At 69.5% G+C, this 13,888-nt stretch carries 14 protein-coding genes; 5 read left to right on the forward strand and 9 right to left on the reverse strand.

Annotated features, from left to right (window positions below; all coding sequences use genetic code 11):
• Window positions 1–7: 7 nt before the first annotated feature.
• A complete protein-coding gene (locus NF20_RS09235; protein ID WP_023866263.1) occupies window positions 8–817 on the reverse strand; it encodes an enoyl-CoA hydratase in 810 nt (269 codons plus the stop codon).
• Window positions 818–839: 22 nt separating this feature from the next.
• A complete protein-coding gene (gene trxA, locus NF20_RS09240; RefSeq protein WP_003877663.1) occupies window positions 840–1,193 on the reverse strand; it encodes a thioredoxin in 354 nt (117 codons plus the stop codon).
• A 141-nt stretch (window positions 1,194–1,334) separates the two neighbouring features.
• On the opposite strand from trxA, the gene NF20_RS09245 reads away from it, so the two are divergent.
• The 3 genes from NF20_RS09245 to NF20_RS09260 all read left to right on the forward strand — a co-directional run bounded on the left by NF20_RS09245 (window position 1,335) and on the right by NF20_RS09260 (window position 4,878).
• Window positions 1,335–3,164 carry an acyl-CoA dehydrogenase gene (locus NF20_RS09245; protein ID WP_009977561.1) on the forward strand — a complete coding sequence of 610 codons (1,830 nt, stop codon included), beginning with the start codon at window positions 1,335–1,337 and terminating at the stop codon, window positions 3,162–3,164.
• Between the two features lie 89 nt (window positions 3,165–3,253).
• Window positions 3,254–4,030 (forward strand): DUF5666 domain-containing protein, encoded by a 777-nt coding sequence (locus NF20_RS09255; RefSeq protein ID WP_011725388.1) that lies wholly within the window; start codon window positions 3,254–3,256, stop codon window positions 4,028–4,030.
• A 128-nt stretch (window positions 4,031–4,158) separates the two neighbouring features.
• Complete coding sequence (locus tag NF20_RS09260) at window positions 4,159–4,878, forward strand: DUF5666 domain-containing protein (protein ID WP_033717268.1); 720 nt, start codon at window positions 4,159–4,161, stop codon at window positions 4,876–4,878.
• Window positions 4,879–4,909: 31 nt separating this feature from the next.
• Here the strand turns inward: NF20_RS09260 and NF20_RS09265 are convergent, their stop codons facing one another.
• From NF20_RS09265 to NF20_RS09295, 7 genes are read right to left on the reverse strand one after another with little or no spacing between them, the layout of a single operon-like run.
• On the reverse strand, window positions 4,910–5,257 hold the full coding sequence (locus NF20_RS09265) for a metal-sulfur cluster assembly factor (RefSeq protein ID WP_003876084.1): 348 nt from the start codon (window positions 5,255–5,257) through the stop codon (window positions 4,910–4,912).
• On the reverse strand, window positions 5,232–5,696 hold the full coding sequence (gene sufU, locus NF20_RS09270) for a Fe-S cluster assembly sulfur transfer protein SufU (RefSeq protein ID WP_031344234.1): 465 nt from the start codon (window positions 5,694–5,696) through the stop codon (window positions 5,232–5,234). The genes NF20_RS09265 and sufU overlap by 26 nt, the downstream gene beginning before the upstream one ends.
• A gap of 18 nt (window positions 5,697–5,714) precedes the next feature.
• Entirely contained in the window at window positions 5,715–6,962 is a 1,248-nt protein-coding gene (locus NF20_RS09275; protein WP_033710643.1) for a cysteine desulfurase, read from the reverse strand.
• Between the two features lie 2 nt (window positions 6,963–6,964).
• Window positions 6,965–7,747 carry a Fe-S cluster assembly ATPase SufC gene (gene sufC, locus NF20_RS09280; RefSeq protein ID WP_003876081.1) on the reverse strand — a complete coding sequence of 261 codons (783 nt, stop codon included), beginning with the start codon at window positions 7,745–7,747 and terminating at the stop codon, window positions 6,965–6,967.
• Complete coding sequence (sufD, locus tag NF20_RS09285) at window positions 7,744–8,934, reverse strand: Fe-S cluster assembly protein SufD (protein ID WP_003876080.1); 1,191 nt, start codon at window positions 8,932–8,934, stop codon at window positions 7,744–7,746. Before sufD ends, sufC begins: the two co-directional genes overlap by 4 nt.
• Window positions 8,934–10,382, reverse strand: coding sequence for a Fe-S cluster assembly protein SufB (gene sufB / locus NF20_RS09290; protein WP_019732424.1), 1,449 nt, complete (start codon window positions 10,380–10,382; stop codon window positions 8,934–8,936). Before sufB ends, sufD begins: the two co-directional genes overlap by 1 nt.
• Window positions 10,379–11,215 carry a helix-turn-helix transcriptional regulator gene (locus tag NF20_RS09295; RefSeq protein WP_170937420.1) on the reverse strand — a complete coding sequence of 279 codons (837 nt, stop codon included), beginning with the start codon at window positions 11,213–11,215 and terminating at the stop codon, window positions 10,379–10,381. Before NF20_RS09295 ends, sufB begins: the two co-directional genes overlap by 4 nt.
• A gap of 11 nt (window positions 11,216–11,226) precedes the next feature.
• On the opposite strand from NF20_RS09295, the gene mptB reads away from it, so the two are divergent.
• The gene (gene mptB / locus NF20_RS09300; RefSeq protein WP_019732426.1) at window positions 11,227–12,930 is read left to right on the forward strand and encodes a polyprenol phosphomannose-dependent alpha 1,6 mannosyltransferase MptB; all 1,704 of its coding nucleotides are present in this window, start codon (window positions 11,227–11,229) and stop codon (window positions 12,928–12,930) included.
• Window positions 12,927–13,862, forward strand: a complete 936-nt coding sequence (locus NF20_RS09305) for an ABC transporter ATP-binding protein (protein ID WP_003876076.1) — start codon at window positions 12,927–12,929, stop codon at window positions 13,860–13,862. Before mptB ends, NF20_RS09305 begins: the two co-directional genes overlap by 4 nt.
• Window positions 13,863–13,888 lie beyond the last annotated feature (26 nt).

Consider the following 13,888-nt stretch of genomic DNA (forward strand, 5'->3'; position numbering starts at 1 on the left):
CTGAAAACTATTTGTCGTCGGTGAACACCGGCGGCCGTCGTTCCGCGCGCGCGGCAACCGCTTCCTCGAAGTTGGCGGTGAGCAGGCGGACGAAAAGCTGTCCCAAGCCCTCGGCTTGCATGTGCCCCTCCAGGCTACCGGCGTCCAGTCCACTCCACAGCGTGCGCTTGGTCAACTCGATTCCCGGCCGGGAGAACGCCGCGATCCGCGCGGCGATGGCGTAGCAGGTGTCCAGCAGTTGCTCCTCGGGCACCTGGCAGGACACCAGGCCGATCCGCTCGGCCTCTTCGGCGGTGACGTCGCGGCCGGTCAGCATGATCTCGAAGGCCCGCGACGACCCGATCGCCCGCGGCAGCAGGTAGGACAGGCCCAGCTCGCTGGCGGTGAGCCCGTTGTTGATGCCCGCGGCGCGGAAGTAGGCGCTGGTGGAGGCCACCCGGATGTCGGCGGCCAGCGCCAGGCACAGGCCGCCGCCGATGGCCGGGCCGTTGACCGCGGCGATCACCGGTTGATGCAGCCGGCGCAGCGCCAGGATGACCTCGTCGAGGATCTCCATGGACCGCAGCGCATAAGTGGGCCGGGTCAGCCCCTCGACGTGGGGCACCGCGCCCGCGGACTTGTGGTCGGCGCCCGAGGAGAAGCCGCGGCCGGCCCCGGTCAGCACGACCACCCGCACCGCGTTGTCGTAGGTGACCTTCTGCAGGGCCTCCTTGAGCGGGACCATGACGTCGAACGCCATGGAGTTCATCCGCTCGGGGCGATTGAGGGTGATCAGCGCGACGCCGGGCCGCGGGTGGTCTACCAGTACCAAACTCACCCGTGCACGGTAGCGCGTCGGGTTATTCGCCTTGCTCGGCGATGGCCGCGTCCACGTCGAACGCGCGGACCTGCTGCACCAGGTCTTCCAGAGCGGCGGGCGGCAGCGCGCCGGGCTGGTTGAACAGCAGTTTGCCCTTCTTGAAGGCCATCAGCGTGGGAATGGACCGGATCTGGGCGGCCGCGGCCAGCTGCTGTTCGGCCTCGGTGTCGACCTTGGCGTGCACGATGTCGGGGTGTTTCTCCGACGACGCCTGGAAAGTGGGCCCGAACTGGCGGCAGGGGCCGCACCAGGACGCCCAGAAGTCGACGAGCACGATGTCGTTGCCCTCGATGGTTTCGTTGAATTTCTCGGCGGTGAGATCGACTGTTGTCACATTTGCTCCCAACGCGCGGCGGCCACCCGATGTTCCCGGACCTGAGCGGCGCCGGCCTGGTTACGGTTGCGTACGTTTTCTCGCGTCCGACAGACTGAGCCTGACGCTCCGCCGCCCGCAACGAGCAGTGAGGGAATCACGTTGGGCCACTACATCGCTAACGTTCGTGATCTCGAGTTCAACCTGTTCGAGGTCCTCGATGTCGGCGCCGTGCTGGGCAGCGGAGGCTACGGCGACCTCGACGAGGAGACGGCGCGCACCATCCTGGCCGAGGCCGCGCGCCTGGCCGAAGGCCCGGTGGCCGAGACCTTCGCCTTCGCCGACCGCAACCCGCCGGTGTTCGACCCGGCCGAGCACGCCATCACCGTGCCCGAGGAGCTGGCCAAGACGGTGGCCGCGCTCAAGGAGGCCGGCTGGTGGCGGCTGGGCATGGCCGAGGAGATCGGCGGCATGCCCGCCCCGCCGCCGCTGGCGTGGGCGGTCAACGAGATGCTGATCTGCGCCAACCCGTCGGCGAACTTCTTCTGCCTGGGCCCGTTCATGTCCCAGGCGTTGTACTTAGAGGGCAACGAGCAGCAGCGGCGCTGGGCCGCCGAGGGTGTGGAGCGCGGCTGGGCGGCCACCATGGTGCTCACCGAACCCGACGCCGGCTCCGACGTCGGCGCCGGCCGGGCCAAGGCCATCGAACAACCCGACGGCACCTGGCACATCGAGGGCGTCAAGCGTTTCATCTCCGGCGGGGATGTGGGCGACACCGCCGAGAACATCTTCCACCTGGTGCTGGCCCGCCCCGAGGGCGCCGGCCCGGGCACCAAGGGGCTGAGCCTGTTCTACGTGCCCAAGTACCTGTTCGACCCGGAGACATTCGAATTGGGGCCCCGCAACGGGGTTTTCGTCACCGGCGTGGAACACAAGATGGGCATCAAGTCCTCCCCCACCTGCGAATTGACTTTCGGCGCAACGGATGTGCCCGCCGTCGGCTACCTGGTCGGCGACGTGCACCGCGGTATCGCGCAGATGTTCACCGTGATCGAGCAGGCGCGGATGACGATCGGGGTCAAGGCCGCCGGCACGCTGTCCACCGGCTACCTCAACGCGCTGGCCTTCGCCAAGGAGCGGGTGCAGGGCGCGGATTTGACGCAGATGGCCGACAAGACCGCGCCGCGGGTCACCATCATCCACCACCCCGACGTGCGTCGCAGCCTGATGACCCAGAAGGCGTATGCCGAGGGCCTGCGCGCGCTCTACATGTACGCCGCCGCACATCAGGATGATCAAGTGGCGCAACGTGTTTCGGGTGCCGATCACGACATGGCGCACCGGGTCGACGATCTGCTGCTGCCGATCGTGAAAGGGGTGAGCTCGGAGCGGGCCTACGAGGTGCTGACCGAGTCGCTGCAGACGCTGGGCGGTTCGGGCTTCTTGCAGGACTACCCGCTCGAGCAGTACATCCGCGACTCCAAGATCGACTCGCTGTACGAGGGCACCACCGCCATCCAGGCGCTCGACTTCTTCTTCCGCAAGATCGTGCGCGACCGCGGCCAGGCCCTGCAGTTCGTGACGGCTCAGATCACCGCGACCGTCGACGACTGCGACGAGGCGCTGCGGCCGATCGCCGAGCTGCTGCAGACCGCCTTCGACGACGTCACGGCGATGACGGGTGCGCTGACCGGCTACCTGATGTCGGCGGCCGAGCAGCCGACCGACATCTACAAGGTGGGGCTGGCGTCGGTGCGCTATCTGCTCGCGGTCGGCGATCTGCTGATCGGGTGGCGGTTGCTGGTGCACGCCGACGTCGCACAGCGCGCGCTGGCGGCCGGCGCCGGCGGCGACGACGAGGCGTTCTACCGGGGCAAGATCGCGACCGCGGCGTTCTTCGCCAAGAACATGCTGCCGCGGCTGAGCGGGCTGCGCGGCATCATCGAAGCCATCGACGACGAGATCATGAAGCTGCCCGAAGCGGCGTTCTGAGCAGCTCCGCCGGCGAACCCACAGGTTAGGCACAGTTTCAGCGGGTAAACCATGACGTTGGCGTTAAACCGGCGATTGGAGAAACCTTGATGTCTGCCAGCTGTCACGGGCTCGCCCGCGTCGCGGTGTTCGCCGTGGCGGGAGCCACCGCGGTGTCCCTGTCCGCCTGCGGCACGTCGAACAAGTCCAGCCCCACCTCGACGTCCACCTCGACCTCCACGGTGACCTCGACCAGCACCTCCGCCGCCCCGAACGCCGAAGCGAAGGTCAGCGGCCTGATCGCGTCGGTGGCGGGCAACTCCATCCAGGTCACCAAGGAAGACAACGGCACCGCCGCGGTGAACTTCACCTCCACCACCAAGATCACCGAGGCGGTCCCGGCCGGGCTGCCCGACGTCACCCCGGGCAGCTGCGTCAGCGTCAAGCCGACCGAGGGCTCGGCGCCCGGCCAGCCGGTCACCGCCGCATCGGTCAAGATCAGCCAGTCCGTCAACGGCGCCTGCCCGAAGCCGCACCAGCCCACCCCGGGCGGATCCAGCAGCCCGGCCCCGTCGCTGCCGCCGTCGCAGGCGCCCGCCAAGCCGGCCCTGGTCCGCGGCTCGGTGGCCTCGGTCTCCGGTAACACCATCAACGTCACCGGCACCGACCCCAGCGGCAACACCACCCAGACCACTGTGACGGTCGACGACAAGACCAAATACACCAAGCAGTCGTCGGCCAACACCGACGCGATCACGCCCGGCAAATGCCTGTCCGCGCGCGGAACCAACGACAGCGGCGGCGCGCTGCAGGCGACCAGCATTCAGCTACGTCAGGCCGTCGACGGCAAGTGCGGCAAGCCCAAGCAGCCCGGCCACGGCGGATGAGCCCGGCCGGCCCCGCCTGAGATTGCCGTCACTTCTGCCGGGCGCGGCGTGAGAACCGCGGCCGGCGGGGGTACTTGCTGACGACGGCGAACCGCGCGATCGGAGAAGAGTCTGTGCCTGCCTTTTCGTTGAAGCCGCGGCGGACGCAGATCGCGATCGGCGCGGTGATCGCCCTCATCGTGTTCGGGGTGGCCATGTGCGGGCCCTCGCACGACTCGTCGAGGAGCAGCGCCCCGCCGGCCGTCACCGCCGTCCCGCCGCCGGCACCCAGCGCGGCGCCCCCCGCGTCACCGGCGCCGCCGCCGGCGGGCAGGGACTACGTCGAGGGCATGGTCCAGTCGAATTCGGGCGGCACCATCGCGCTGCGGACCCGCACCGGCTCGGCCACCGTGGACTACACCCCGCAGACGCGGGTGGTTCAGGTCGGCCCGGCGAAGCTGGCCGACGTGACGCCCGGCAGCTGCGTGAACGTGCGCGCCACCCCGCAGAGCGCGCCGCCGCCCGGCGCGATCACCGCGCAGTCGGTGACGGTGACCCCGGCCGCGGACGGCAAATGCCCGCCGCCGGCCGGGTTCTTCGGCACGGTCGCCTCGGTGGACGGCAACACCATCGCCGTCACCGGCCTGGGCCCCGGCGGCCCCACCAACGTGACCGTCGCCGACTCGACGTCATACCAGAAGCAGACGCCGTCGGACGCCCAGGCGATCACGAATGGAAAGTGCTTGGGGGCCAATGGAACTCAAGACGGCGGGGTGCTGCACGCGACGATGATCAGCCTCGAGACCTGCCCGCCGATGGGGCATCCGCACCACCACCCGCACCTGCCACACCTGCCGCTGCACCTTTAGCGGCTGTTCAGGCGGGCTGCTTTAGACGGTTCTAGACGGTGAAGCCGAGCGCGCGCAGCTGCTCGCGGCCCTCGTCGGTGATCTTGTCCGGGCCCCACGGCGGGTTCCACACCCAGTTGATCCGCAGGTCGTCGACCAGGCCGGCGCCCACCAGCGCGCTGCGCGACTGGTCCTCGATGACGTCGGTCAGCGGGCAGGCCGCCGACGTCAGCGTCATGTCGATCAGGGCGACCGTTCCCTCGTCGCCCTCCTCGACGTTGAGCCCGTAGACGAGCCCCAGGTCGACGACGTTGATGCCGAGTTCGGGGTCGACGACGTCGCGCATCGCCTCCTCGACGTCGGCGAGCAGTTCGTCATCCGGCGCGGTGGTTTCGCTCATCGGTCACCTCTCTTCTCGAATAGGCTTGGGCCAGCGCGTCTTTGCACGCCATCCAGCCCAGCAGCGCGCATTTCACCCGGGCCGGGTATTTGGCCACTCCGGCGAACGCGATCCCGTCGCCGAGCACGTCCTCGTCGCCCTCGACGGCGCCGCGCGAGGACACCATCTCGGCGAACGCACCGATGGTGTCGAGCGCCTCCTCGACGCTGCGGCCGATCACCTGCTCGGTGAGCACCGAGGTGGCCGCCTGGCTGATCGAGCAGCCCTGGCCGTCATAGGAGACGTCGGCGACGGTCTCGCCGTCGTCGGACAGCGTCACCCGCAGGGTGACCTCGTCACCGCAGACCGGGTTGACGTGAAACACCTCGGCGCCGAACGGTTCCCGCAACCCGCGATGCTGCGGGTGCTTGTAGTGATCGAGGATCACGTCCTGATACATCTGTTCCAGACGCACGGCTCACGCTCCGCCGAAGAAGTCCAGGGCGCGGCGCACACCCGCCACCAGGCGGTCGACCTCGTCGGCGGTGTTGTACACCGCGAAGGACGCCCGGGCGGTGGCCGCCAATCCGAACCGGCGGTGCAGCGGCAGCGCGCAGTGGTGGCCCACCCGCACCGCCACGCCCTCGTCGTCGAGCACCTGCCCGACGTCGTGCGCGTGCACCCCGTCGACGACGAAAGACACCGGCGAGCCACGGTTTTCGGTCGACGTCGGCCCGACGATGCGGACCGCGTCGATACCGGACAGGCCCTCGATGGCCGCGGCGACCAGCCGCTCCTCGTGGGCCTGCACGGCGTCCATGCCGAGGGCGCCGAGATAGCGGGCGGCCGCGGCCAACCCGACCACCTGGGAGGTCATCGGGGTGCCGGCCTCGAACCGCTGCGGCACCTGCGCGTAGCTGGAGGACTCCATGGTCACGGTCTCGATCATCGAGCCACCGGTGAGGAACGGCGGCAGCTGCGACAACACCTCGCGGCGCCCGTAGAGCACGCCGATCCCGTTGGGGCCCAACATCTTGTGCCCGGAGAACGCGGCGAAGTCGACGTCGAGCGCGTGGAAGTCCACCGGCTGGTGCGGCACCGACTGACAGGCGTCCAGCACCGTCAGCGCGCCCACCGCGCGGGCCCGCCCCACCAGCTCGGCAACCGGCGACACCGCCCCGGTCACGTTCGAATGATGGCTGAAGGCAACCACTTTGACCCGCTCGTCGAGCTGCAACGAGTCCAGGTCGATCCGCCCGTCGTCGGTGACGCCGTACCAGCGCAGGCTGGCGCCGGTGCGCCGGGCCAACTCCTGCCACGGCACCAGGTTGGCGTGATGCTCCAGCTCGGTGGTGACGATCACGTCGCCGGGGCCGACGGCCCGCTCGAAACGGTTGTCCCCCAACACGTACGACACCAGGTTGAGCGCCTCGGTGGCGTTCTTGGTGAACACCAGCTCGTCCGGGTCGGCGCCGACGAACGCCGCGATGTCGGCGCGGCCCTGCTCGTAGGCGTCGGTGGACTCCTCCATCAGCTGGTGCGCACCGCGGTGCACGGCGCCGTTGGAGGTCAGCAGGAATTCCCGCTCGGCGTCGAGCACCTGCAGTGGGCGTTGCGACGTCGCACCGGAATCCAGGTACGCCAACTGGTTTCCGCTGCGCATGATCCGTTTCAGAATGGGGAAATCGGCGCGGATCGCGGCCACATCCAGTTGTGTCGCCGTCATGCTTACGCCCCCGCTGCCGCCGCTTGGGTGAAGCGCACGTAGCCGTTCTGCTCGAGTTCGTCGGCCAGCTCCGAGCCACCGGATTCGGCGATCCGGCCGCCGACGAAGACGTGCACGTATTCGGGGTGGATGTAGCGCAGGATGCGGGTGTAGTGGGTGATCAGCAGGATGCCCCCGTGCTCGGCCTGCGCGTAGCGGTTGACGCCCTCGCTGACCACCCGCAGCGCGTCGACGTCGAGCCCCGAGTCGGTCTCGTCGAGGATGGCGATCTTGGGCTTGAGCAGCTCCAGCTGCAGGATCTCGTGGCGCTTCTTCTCCCCGCCGGAGAAGCCCTCGTTGACGTTGCGCTCGGCGAACGCGGGGTCGATCTCGAGGGCACCCATGGCCGCCTTGACCTCTTTGACCCAGTGCCGCAGTTTGGGGGCCTCGCCGCGCACCGCGGTCGCCGCCGAGCGCAGGAAGTTCGACACCGAGACGCCGGGCACCTCGACGGGGTACTGCATGGCCAGAAAGATGCCGGCGCGGGCGCGCTCGTCGATGCTCATCGCCAGCACGTCCTGGCCGTCCAGGGTGATGGAGCCAGAGGTCACCGTGTACTTGGGGTGACCGGCGATGGCGTAGGACAGCGTCGACTTGCCCGAGCCGTTGGGGCCCATCAAGGCATGCGTCTCACCGGATTTCACCGTCAGGTCGACCCCGTTGAGGATGGGGATCTCGCGCTCGGACTCGGCGGCGTTCGGGTTCACGACGCTGACGTGCAGGTCTTTGATTTCCAGAGTGGTCATGAAGCTGTTGCTCTCGATTCGGTGAAGGCCAGTTCGTGTTCGATGGCCGCGGTGAGGCGTTCCCGGATCTCGGGCACCGCGATCTTGGAGATGATTTCGGCGAAGAAGCCGCGGATCACCAGGCGCCGCGCCTGCTCTTCGGGGATGCCGCGGGAACGCAGGTAGAACAGCTGCTCGTCGTCGAAACGGCCGGTGGCACTGGCATGTCCGGCCCCGGCGATCTCGCCGGTCTCGATCTCCAGGTTGGGCACCGAGTCGGCGCGGGCGCCGTCGGTGAGCACCAGGTTGCGGTTCACCTCGAAGGTGTCGGTGCCGGTGGCTTCGGCGCGGATCAACACGTCGCCCACCCACACGGTGTGCGCGTCGGGCAGCGCGGAGGCCGGATCGCCTTGCAGCGCACCCTTGTACAGCACGTTGGATTTGCAGTCCGGCTGCGCGTGGTCGACCAGCAGCCGCGACTCCAGGTGCTGGCCGTCGTCGGCGAAGTACAGGCCCAACAGCTCGGCGTCGCCGCCGGTGCTCGTGTAGCGCACGTTGGCGGTCAACCGCACCACCTCACCGCCGAGGGTGACCGCGACGTGGCGCAGCACCGCGTCCTTGCCCAGCCGGGCGTGGTGCATGCTGACGTGCACGGCGTCGTCGGCCCAGTCGGCCAGCCACACCACGGTGAGCCGGGCGGCGTCGTCGACGACGAATTCGACGTTGTCGGCGAGGGTTCCGCTGCCGCGGTGGTCGATCACCACCACCGCCTCGGCGAGCTCTTCGACGCGGATCTGCAGATGCCCGTAGGCCACCGCACCCTCCCCGGGCCCGGTGACGGTGACGCCGATCGGCTCGGCGATTTGGGTATCGCGCGGCACGGTGATCAGGGTCGCGGAGTTGAACGACGAAAACGCCTGCGCGGCAACACGGTCCGTCGGGATGCCGCCCTGGCCCAGCCGCTCGTCGCCGCGGCGCACGGTCTGTACCCGCAGGCCGGGTTGCTCTCCGACGCTGACCTCGGCCTTGCCGGTGGCGGGCGCCGAGCCGTCGTGCAGGCCGCGCAGCCGGCGCAGCGGGGTGAACCGCCAGATCTCGTCGCGGCCGTGCGGCACCTCGAAGGCGTCCACGTCGAAGGAGGCGAACAGCTCCCCCTTGTTCGCGGCGGCCAGGGACGAACCCTCAACCGCTTCAGTCAGATTCGTCACTACCCGACCGCGCCTTCCATCTGCAGCTCGATCAGCCGGTTGAGCTCCAGCGCGTACTCCATGGGCAGCTCCTTGGCGATCGGCTCGACGAAGCCACGCACCACCATCGCCATCGCCTCGTCCTCGGTCAGCCCGCGGCTCATCAGGTAGAACAGCTGGTTCTCGCTGACCTTGGACACGGTGGCCTCGTGCCCCATGGTGACGTCGTCCTCGCGGATGTCGACGTACGGGTAGGTGTCGCTGCGGCTGATCGTATCCACCAGCAGCGCATCGCATTTCACGCTGGAACGCGATCCGTGCGCGCCCTTGTTCACCTGGACCAGGCCGCGGTAGGAGGTGCGGCCGCCGCCGCGGGCCACCGACTTGGACACGATGTTGCTCGACGTGTTCGGGGCCAGGTGCAGCATTTTCGCACCGGTGTCCTGGTGCTGGTCCTCGCCGGCGAAGGCCACCGAGAGCACCTCGCCCTTGGCGTGCTCGCCGGTCATCCACACCGCCGGGTACTTCATGGTGACCTTCGACCCGATGTTGCCGTCGATCCACTCCATGGTGGCGCCGGCCTCGGCCCGGGCCCGCTTGGTGACTAGGTTGTAGACGTTGCCCGACCAGTTCTGGATGGTCGTATACCGAACGCGCGCATTGGGTTTCACGATGATCTCGACGACCGCCGAGTGCAGCGAGTCGGACTTGTAGATCGGCGCCGTGCAGCCCTCCACGTAGTGCACGTAGGAGCCCTCGTCGGCGATGATCAGCGTCCGCTCGAACTGGCCCATGTTCTCGGTGTTGATCCGGAAGTAGGCCTGCAGCGGGATGTCCACGTGCACGCCCGGCGGCACGTAGATGAACGAACCGCCGCTCCACACCGCGGTGTTCAGCGCGGAGAACTTGTTGTCCCCGGCCGGGATCACGGTGCCGAAGTACTCCTGGAAGATCTCGGGGTGTTCGCGCAGACCGGTGTCGGTGTCCATGAAGATGACGCCCTGGGCTTCCAGGTCCTCGCGGATCTGGTGGTAGACCACCTCGGACTCGTACTGGGCCGCCACCCCGGCGACCAGCCGCTGCTTCTCGGCCTCCGGGATGCCCAGCCGGTCATAGGTGTTGCGGATGTCCTCGGGCAGGTCCTCCCAGCTGGCGGCCTGCTTCTCGGTGGAGCGCACGAAGTACTTGATGTTGTCGAAGTCGATGCCGTCCAGGTTCGAGCCCCAGGTCGGCATCGGCTTGCGCTCGAAGATGCGCAGCGCCTTCAGCCGGGTCTGCAGCATCCACTCGGGCTCGTTCTTCTTCGCCGAGATGTCGCGGACGACGGCCTCGGACAGGCCGCGCTGGGCGCTGGCGCCGGCGACGTCGGAGTCCGCCCAGCCGTAGCCGTACCGCCCCAGCGAAGCGATCGCCTCTTCCTGGGTCAGCGGCGCGACGGCCGTCTTGCTGGCCTCGGGCGTGAGGGTCATAGGGACGCTCCTTTGTTGCTCGTGGTGTGGCGGCGCGGGCTGGGCGCCTTGGCTGTCTGAGCCAGCGGCACGTGCGTGGTGCACGCGCAGTCGCCGTTGACGATGGTCGCCAACCGCTGGACATGGGTGCCCAGCACCTCGGCCATCGCCTGCTGTTCGGCGTCGCACAGCTCCGGGAACTCCTCGGCGACGTGCGACACCGGGCAGTGATGCTGGCAGATCTGCACGCCGTGGATCGGCCCCCCGACCTGCGTGGTGGTGGCGACATACCCCGCCTTGGTCAGCGCGGTGGCGATCCGCTGGGCGGCCGCCTCGATGTCGTCGTCGGCCGCGCTGGCGGCGCCGGGGACACCGGCCAGAATGGCGTCGATGCGCTGCCGGGCGAACGCCTGAACCGCCTCCTCACCGCCGATTTCACGCAGCTGGCGCATGGCCGCGGCGGCCAGATCGTCGTAGGCGTGGTCGAGCTTGGCCCGGCCGGCCGACGTCAACCGGTAGCGCTTGGCCGGACGGCCGCGACCCGCGTGCTGCCACGCCGCGGGTGCGATGGACTCGGCGTCGCCCGCCTCGATCAGCGCGTCGAGGTGGCGCCGCACCCCGGCGGCCGCCAGACCCAGCCGGTCACCGATCTCGCCGGCGGTGATCGACCCGGATTCCAGCAGCAGGCGCACGATGGCGCGGCGGGTGTGACCATCCGGCACAGCCGCGCCCGCCGCGCCCACGGCAGCGTCATCGAGGCTGGTTCGGATTTTCACAACACCAGTGTGACGCAATTGCGGGGATCGGTCTAGCAAGGGTGCCCTGGGTGGACGGTTGCCCTGGTCACACCGGATAGGCTGCACTGATGGCAGCCCGCCACCACACGCTGAGCTCGTCGATCGCGAGTCTGCACGGCGACGAGCAGGCAGTGGGCTCGCCGCTGAACGATACCGAGCTCACCGCGCTGCGCCGCACCCGGCTGTTCGGCGCCAGCGGCACCATGCTGATGGCGATCGGCGCGCTGGGCGCCGGGGCCCGGCCCGTGGTGCAGGACCCCACATTCGGCGTGCGGCTGCTGAACCTGCCGTCGCGCATCCAGACCGTGTCGCTGACCATGACCACCACCGGCGCGGTGATGATGGCGCTGGCCTGGCTGATGCTCGGCCGGTTCGCGCTGGGCACCCGCCGGATGTCGCGCGGCGACCTCGACCGCACCCTGCTGCTGTGGGTGCTGCCGCTGCTGATCGCCCCGCCCATGTACAGCAAGGACGTTTACTCCTATCTGGCGCAGAGCCAGATCTCGCTGGAGGGGCTCGACCCGTACCGGGTCGGCCCGGCCTCCGGGCTGGGGCTGTCGCACATCTTCACGCTGTCGGTGCCCACGCTGTGGCGCGAGACGCCCGCCCCGTACGGCCCGCTGTTCCTGTGGATCGGGCGGGGCATCTCGGCGATCACCGGGGAGAACATCGTCGCCGCGGTGCTGTGTCACCGGCTGGTCGAGCTGATCGGGGTGGGGCTGATCGTGTGGGCGACGCCCCGCCTGGCCCGGCGCTGCGGCGTCGCCGAGGTGAGCGCGCTGTGGCTGGGCGCGGCCAACCCGCTGCTGATCATGCACCTGGTGGCCGGCGTGCACAACGAGGCGCTGATGCTCGGGCTGATGCTGGCCGGGGCCGAATTCGCGCTGCGCGGAATCGATTCCGCGCGGCTGCTGCCGCACTCGCTGCGGCCCGGCCCGGACTGGGAGCCGCTGGGCATGCTGCTGGCCGGCGCCGTGCTTATCACGCTGTCGTCGCAGGTGAAGCTGCCGTCGCTGCTGGCGCTGGGCTTCGTCACGATGGCGCTGGCCTACCGCTGCGGGGGCAACCTGCGCGCGCTGCTGCTGGCCGGCGGCGGCATGGCGGCGCTGTCGCTGGCAGTGATGGCGCTGGTCGGCTGGGCGAGCGGGCTCGGGTTCGGCTGGATCTACACGCTGGGCACCGCCAACGTGGTGCGCAGCTGGATGTCGCCGCCGACGCTGCTGGCGCTGGGCACCGGGCAGGTCGGCATCCTGCTGGGTCTGGGCGATCACACCACCGCGGTGCTGGGGCTGACCCGCGCGATCGGTGTGCTGATCATCACGGTCATGGTGGGCTGGCTGCTGCTGGCCGTGTTCCGCGGCCGGCTGCACCCGATCGGTGGGCTGGGCGTCGCGCTGGGCGTCACCGTGCTGCTGTTTCCCGTCGTGCAGCCCTGGTATCTGCTGTGGGCGATCATCCCGCTGGCCGCCTGGGCGACCCGCACCGGTTTCCGGGTGGCCGCCATCGTGATCAGCCTGGTGGTCGGCATCTTCGGCCCCACCGCCAACGGCGACCGGTTCGCCCTGTTCCAGATCGTCGACGCCACCCTGGCCAGCACCGTCATCGTGGCGGTGCTGATCGCGCTGACCTACACCCGGCTGCCGTGGCGGCCGCTGCCGGCGCCGCAGCGGGCGCCCGACGGTCAACCGGTGATCGATCCGGTGGCCCCCGCGCGGTCCCAATCGACCCCCCGGCCGGCGCCGGCGCATGACGCCTACGCTGATTCCACGTGAGCGCGGACGTTCCTGAAACGGTCGTGCGGCTGCGCGGGGTCAGCAAGCACTACGGATCCACCACGGCGGTCCGCGATCTCGACCTCGAGGTGCACGCCGCCGAGGTGCTGGCGCTGCTCGGCCCCAACGGGGCGGGAAAGACCACGACGGTCGAGATGTGCGAGGGCTTCGTGCGCCCGGACGCCGGCACCCTCGAGGTGCTCGGCCTGGACCCGATCGCCGACAACGCCCGGCTGCGGCCGCGGATCGGGGTGATGCTGCAGGGCGGCGGCGGCTATCCCGCGGCGCGCGCCGGCGAAATGCTCAACCTTGTGGCCGCCTACGCCGCCGACCCGCTGGACCCCGCCTGGCTGCTGGACACGCTGGGCCTGACCGACGCCGCCCGCACCACCTATCGGCGACTCTCCGGCGGCCAGCAGCAGCGGCTGGCGCTGGCCTGTGCGCTGGTCGGGCGGCCCGAGCTGGTGTTCCTCGACGAGCCCACCGCGGGCATGGACGCACATGCCCGGCTGCTGGTGTGGGAACTGATCGACGCGCTGCGCCGCGACGGGGTGACCGTGGTGCTGACCACGCATCAACTCAAGGAAGCCGAGGAGCTGGCCGACCGGCTGGTGATCATCGACCACGGGGCGACGGTGGCCGCGGGCACGCCCGCGGAGTTGATGCGCAGCGGAGCCAAGGACCAGTTGCGGTTCAGCGCACCGCCGCGGCTGGACCTGTCGCTGCTGAGCGCCGCCCTACCCGAGGACTACAAGGCCACCGAGCTGACACCGGGCGAGTATCTGGTCGAGGGCCCGGTCGACCCCCAGGTGCTGGCCACGGTCACGGCGTGGTGCGCCCGGATCGACGTGCTGGCCACCGACATGCGCGTCGAACAACGCAGCCTCGAGGATGTGTTCCTCGACCTCACCGGCAGAAAGCTACGGCAGTGACTGATTCCGGCGTCTTCCCCGTGGGC

The organism is Mycobacterium sp. MAC_080597_8934, from assembly GCF_000523975.1.
Taxonomy (GTDB): domain Bacteria; phylum Actinomycetota; class Actinomycetes; order Mycobacteriales; family Mycobacteriaceae; genus Mycobacterium; species Mycobacterium avium.

What these genes read in the sequence shown, in the direction of transcription:
- NF20_RS09255 (WP_011725388.1), top strand. Translation starts at nt 3,254, where the DNA reads ATGTCTGCCAGCTGTCACGGGCTCGCCCGCGTCGCGGTGTTCGCCGTG.
- NF20_RS09265 (WP_003876084.1), bottom strand. Translation starts at nt 5,257, where the DNA reads ATGAGCGAAACCACCGCGCCGGATGACGAACTGCTCGCCGACGTCGAG.
- sufU (WP_031344234.1), bottom strand. Translation starts at nt 5,696, where the DNA reads ATGTATCAGGACGTGATCCTCGATCACTACAAGCACCCGCAGCATCGC.
- NF20_RS09275 (WP_033710643.1), bottom strand. Translation starts at nt 6,962, where the DNA reads ATGACGGCGACACAACTGGATGTGGCCGCGATCCGCGCCGATTTCCCC.
- sufC (WP_003876081.1), bottom strand. Translation starts at nt 7,747, where the DNA reads ATGACCACTCTGGAAATCAAAGACCTGCACGTCAGCGTCGTGAACCCG.
- sufB (WP_019732424.1), bottom strand. Translation starts at nt 10,382, where the DNA reads ATGACCCTCACGCCCGAGGCCAGCAAGACGGCCGTCGCGCCGCTGACC.
- mptB (WP_019732426.1), top strand. Translation starts at nt 11,227, where the DNA reads ATGGCAGCCCGCCACCACACGCTGAGCTCGTCGATCGCGAGTCTGCAC.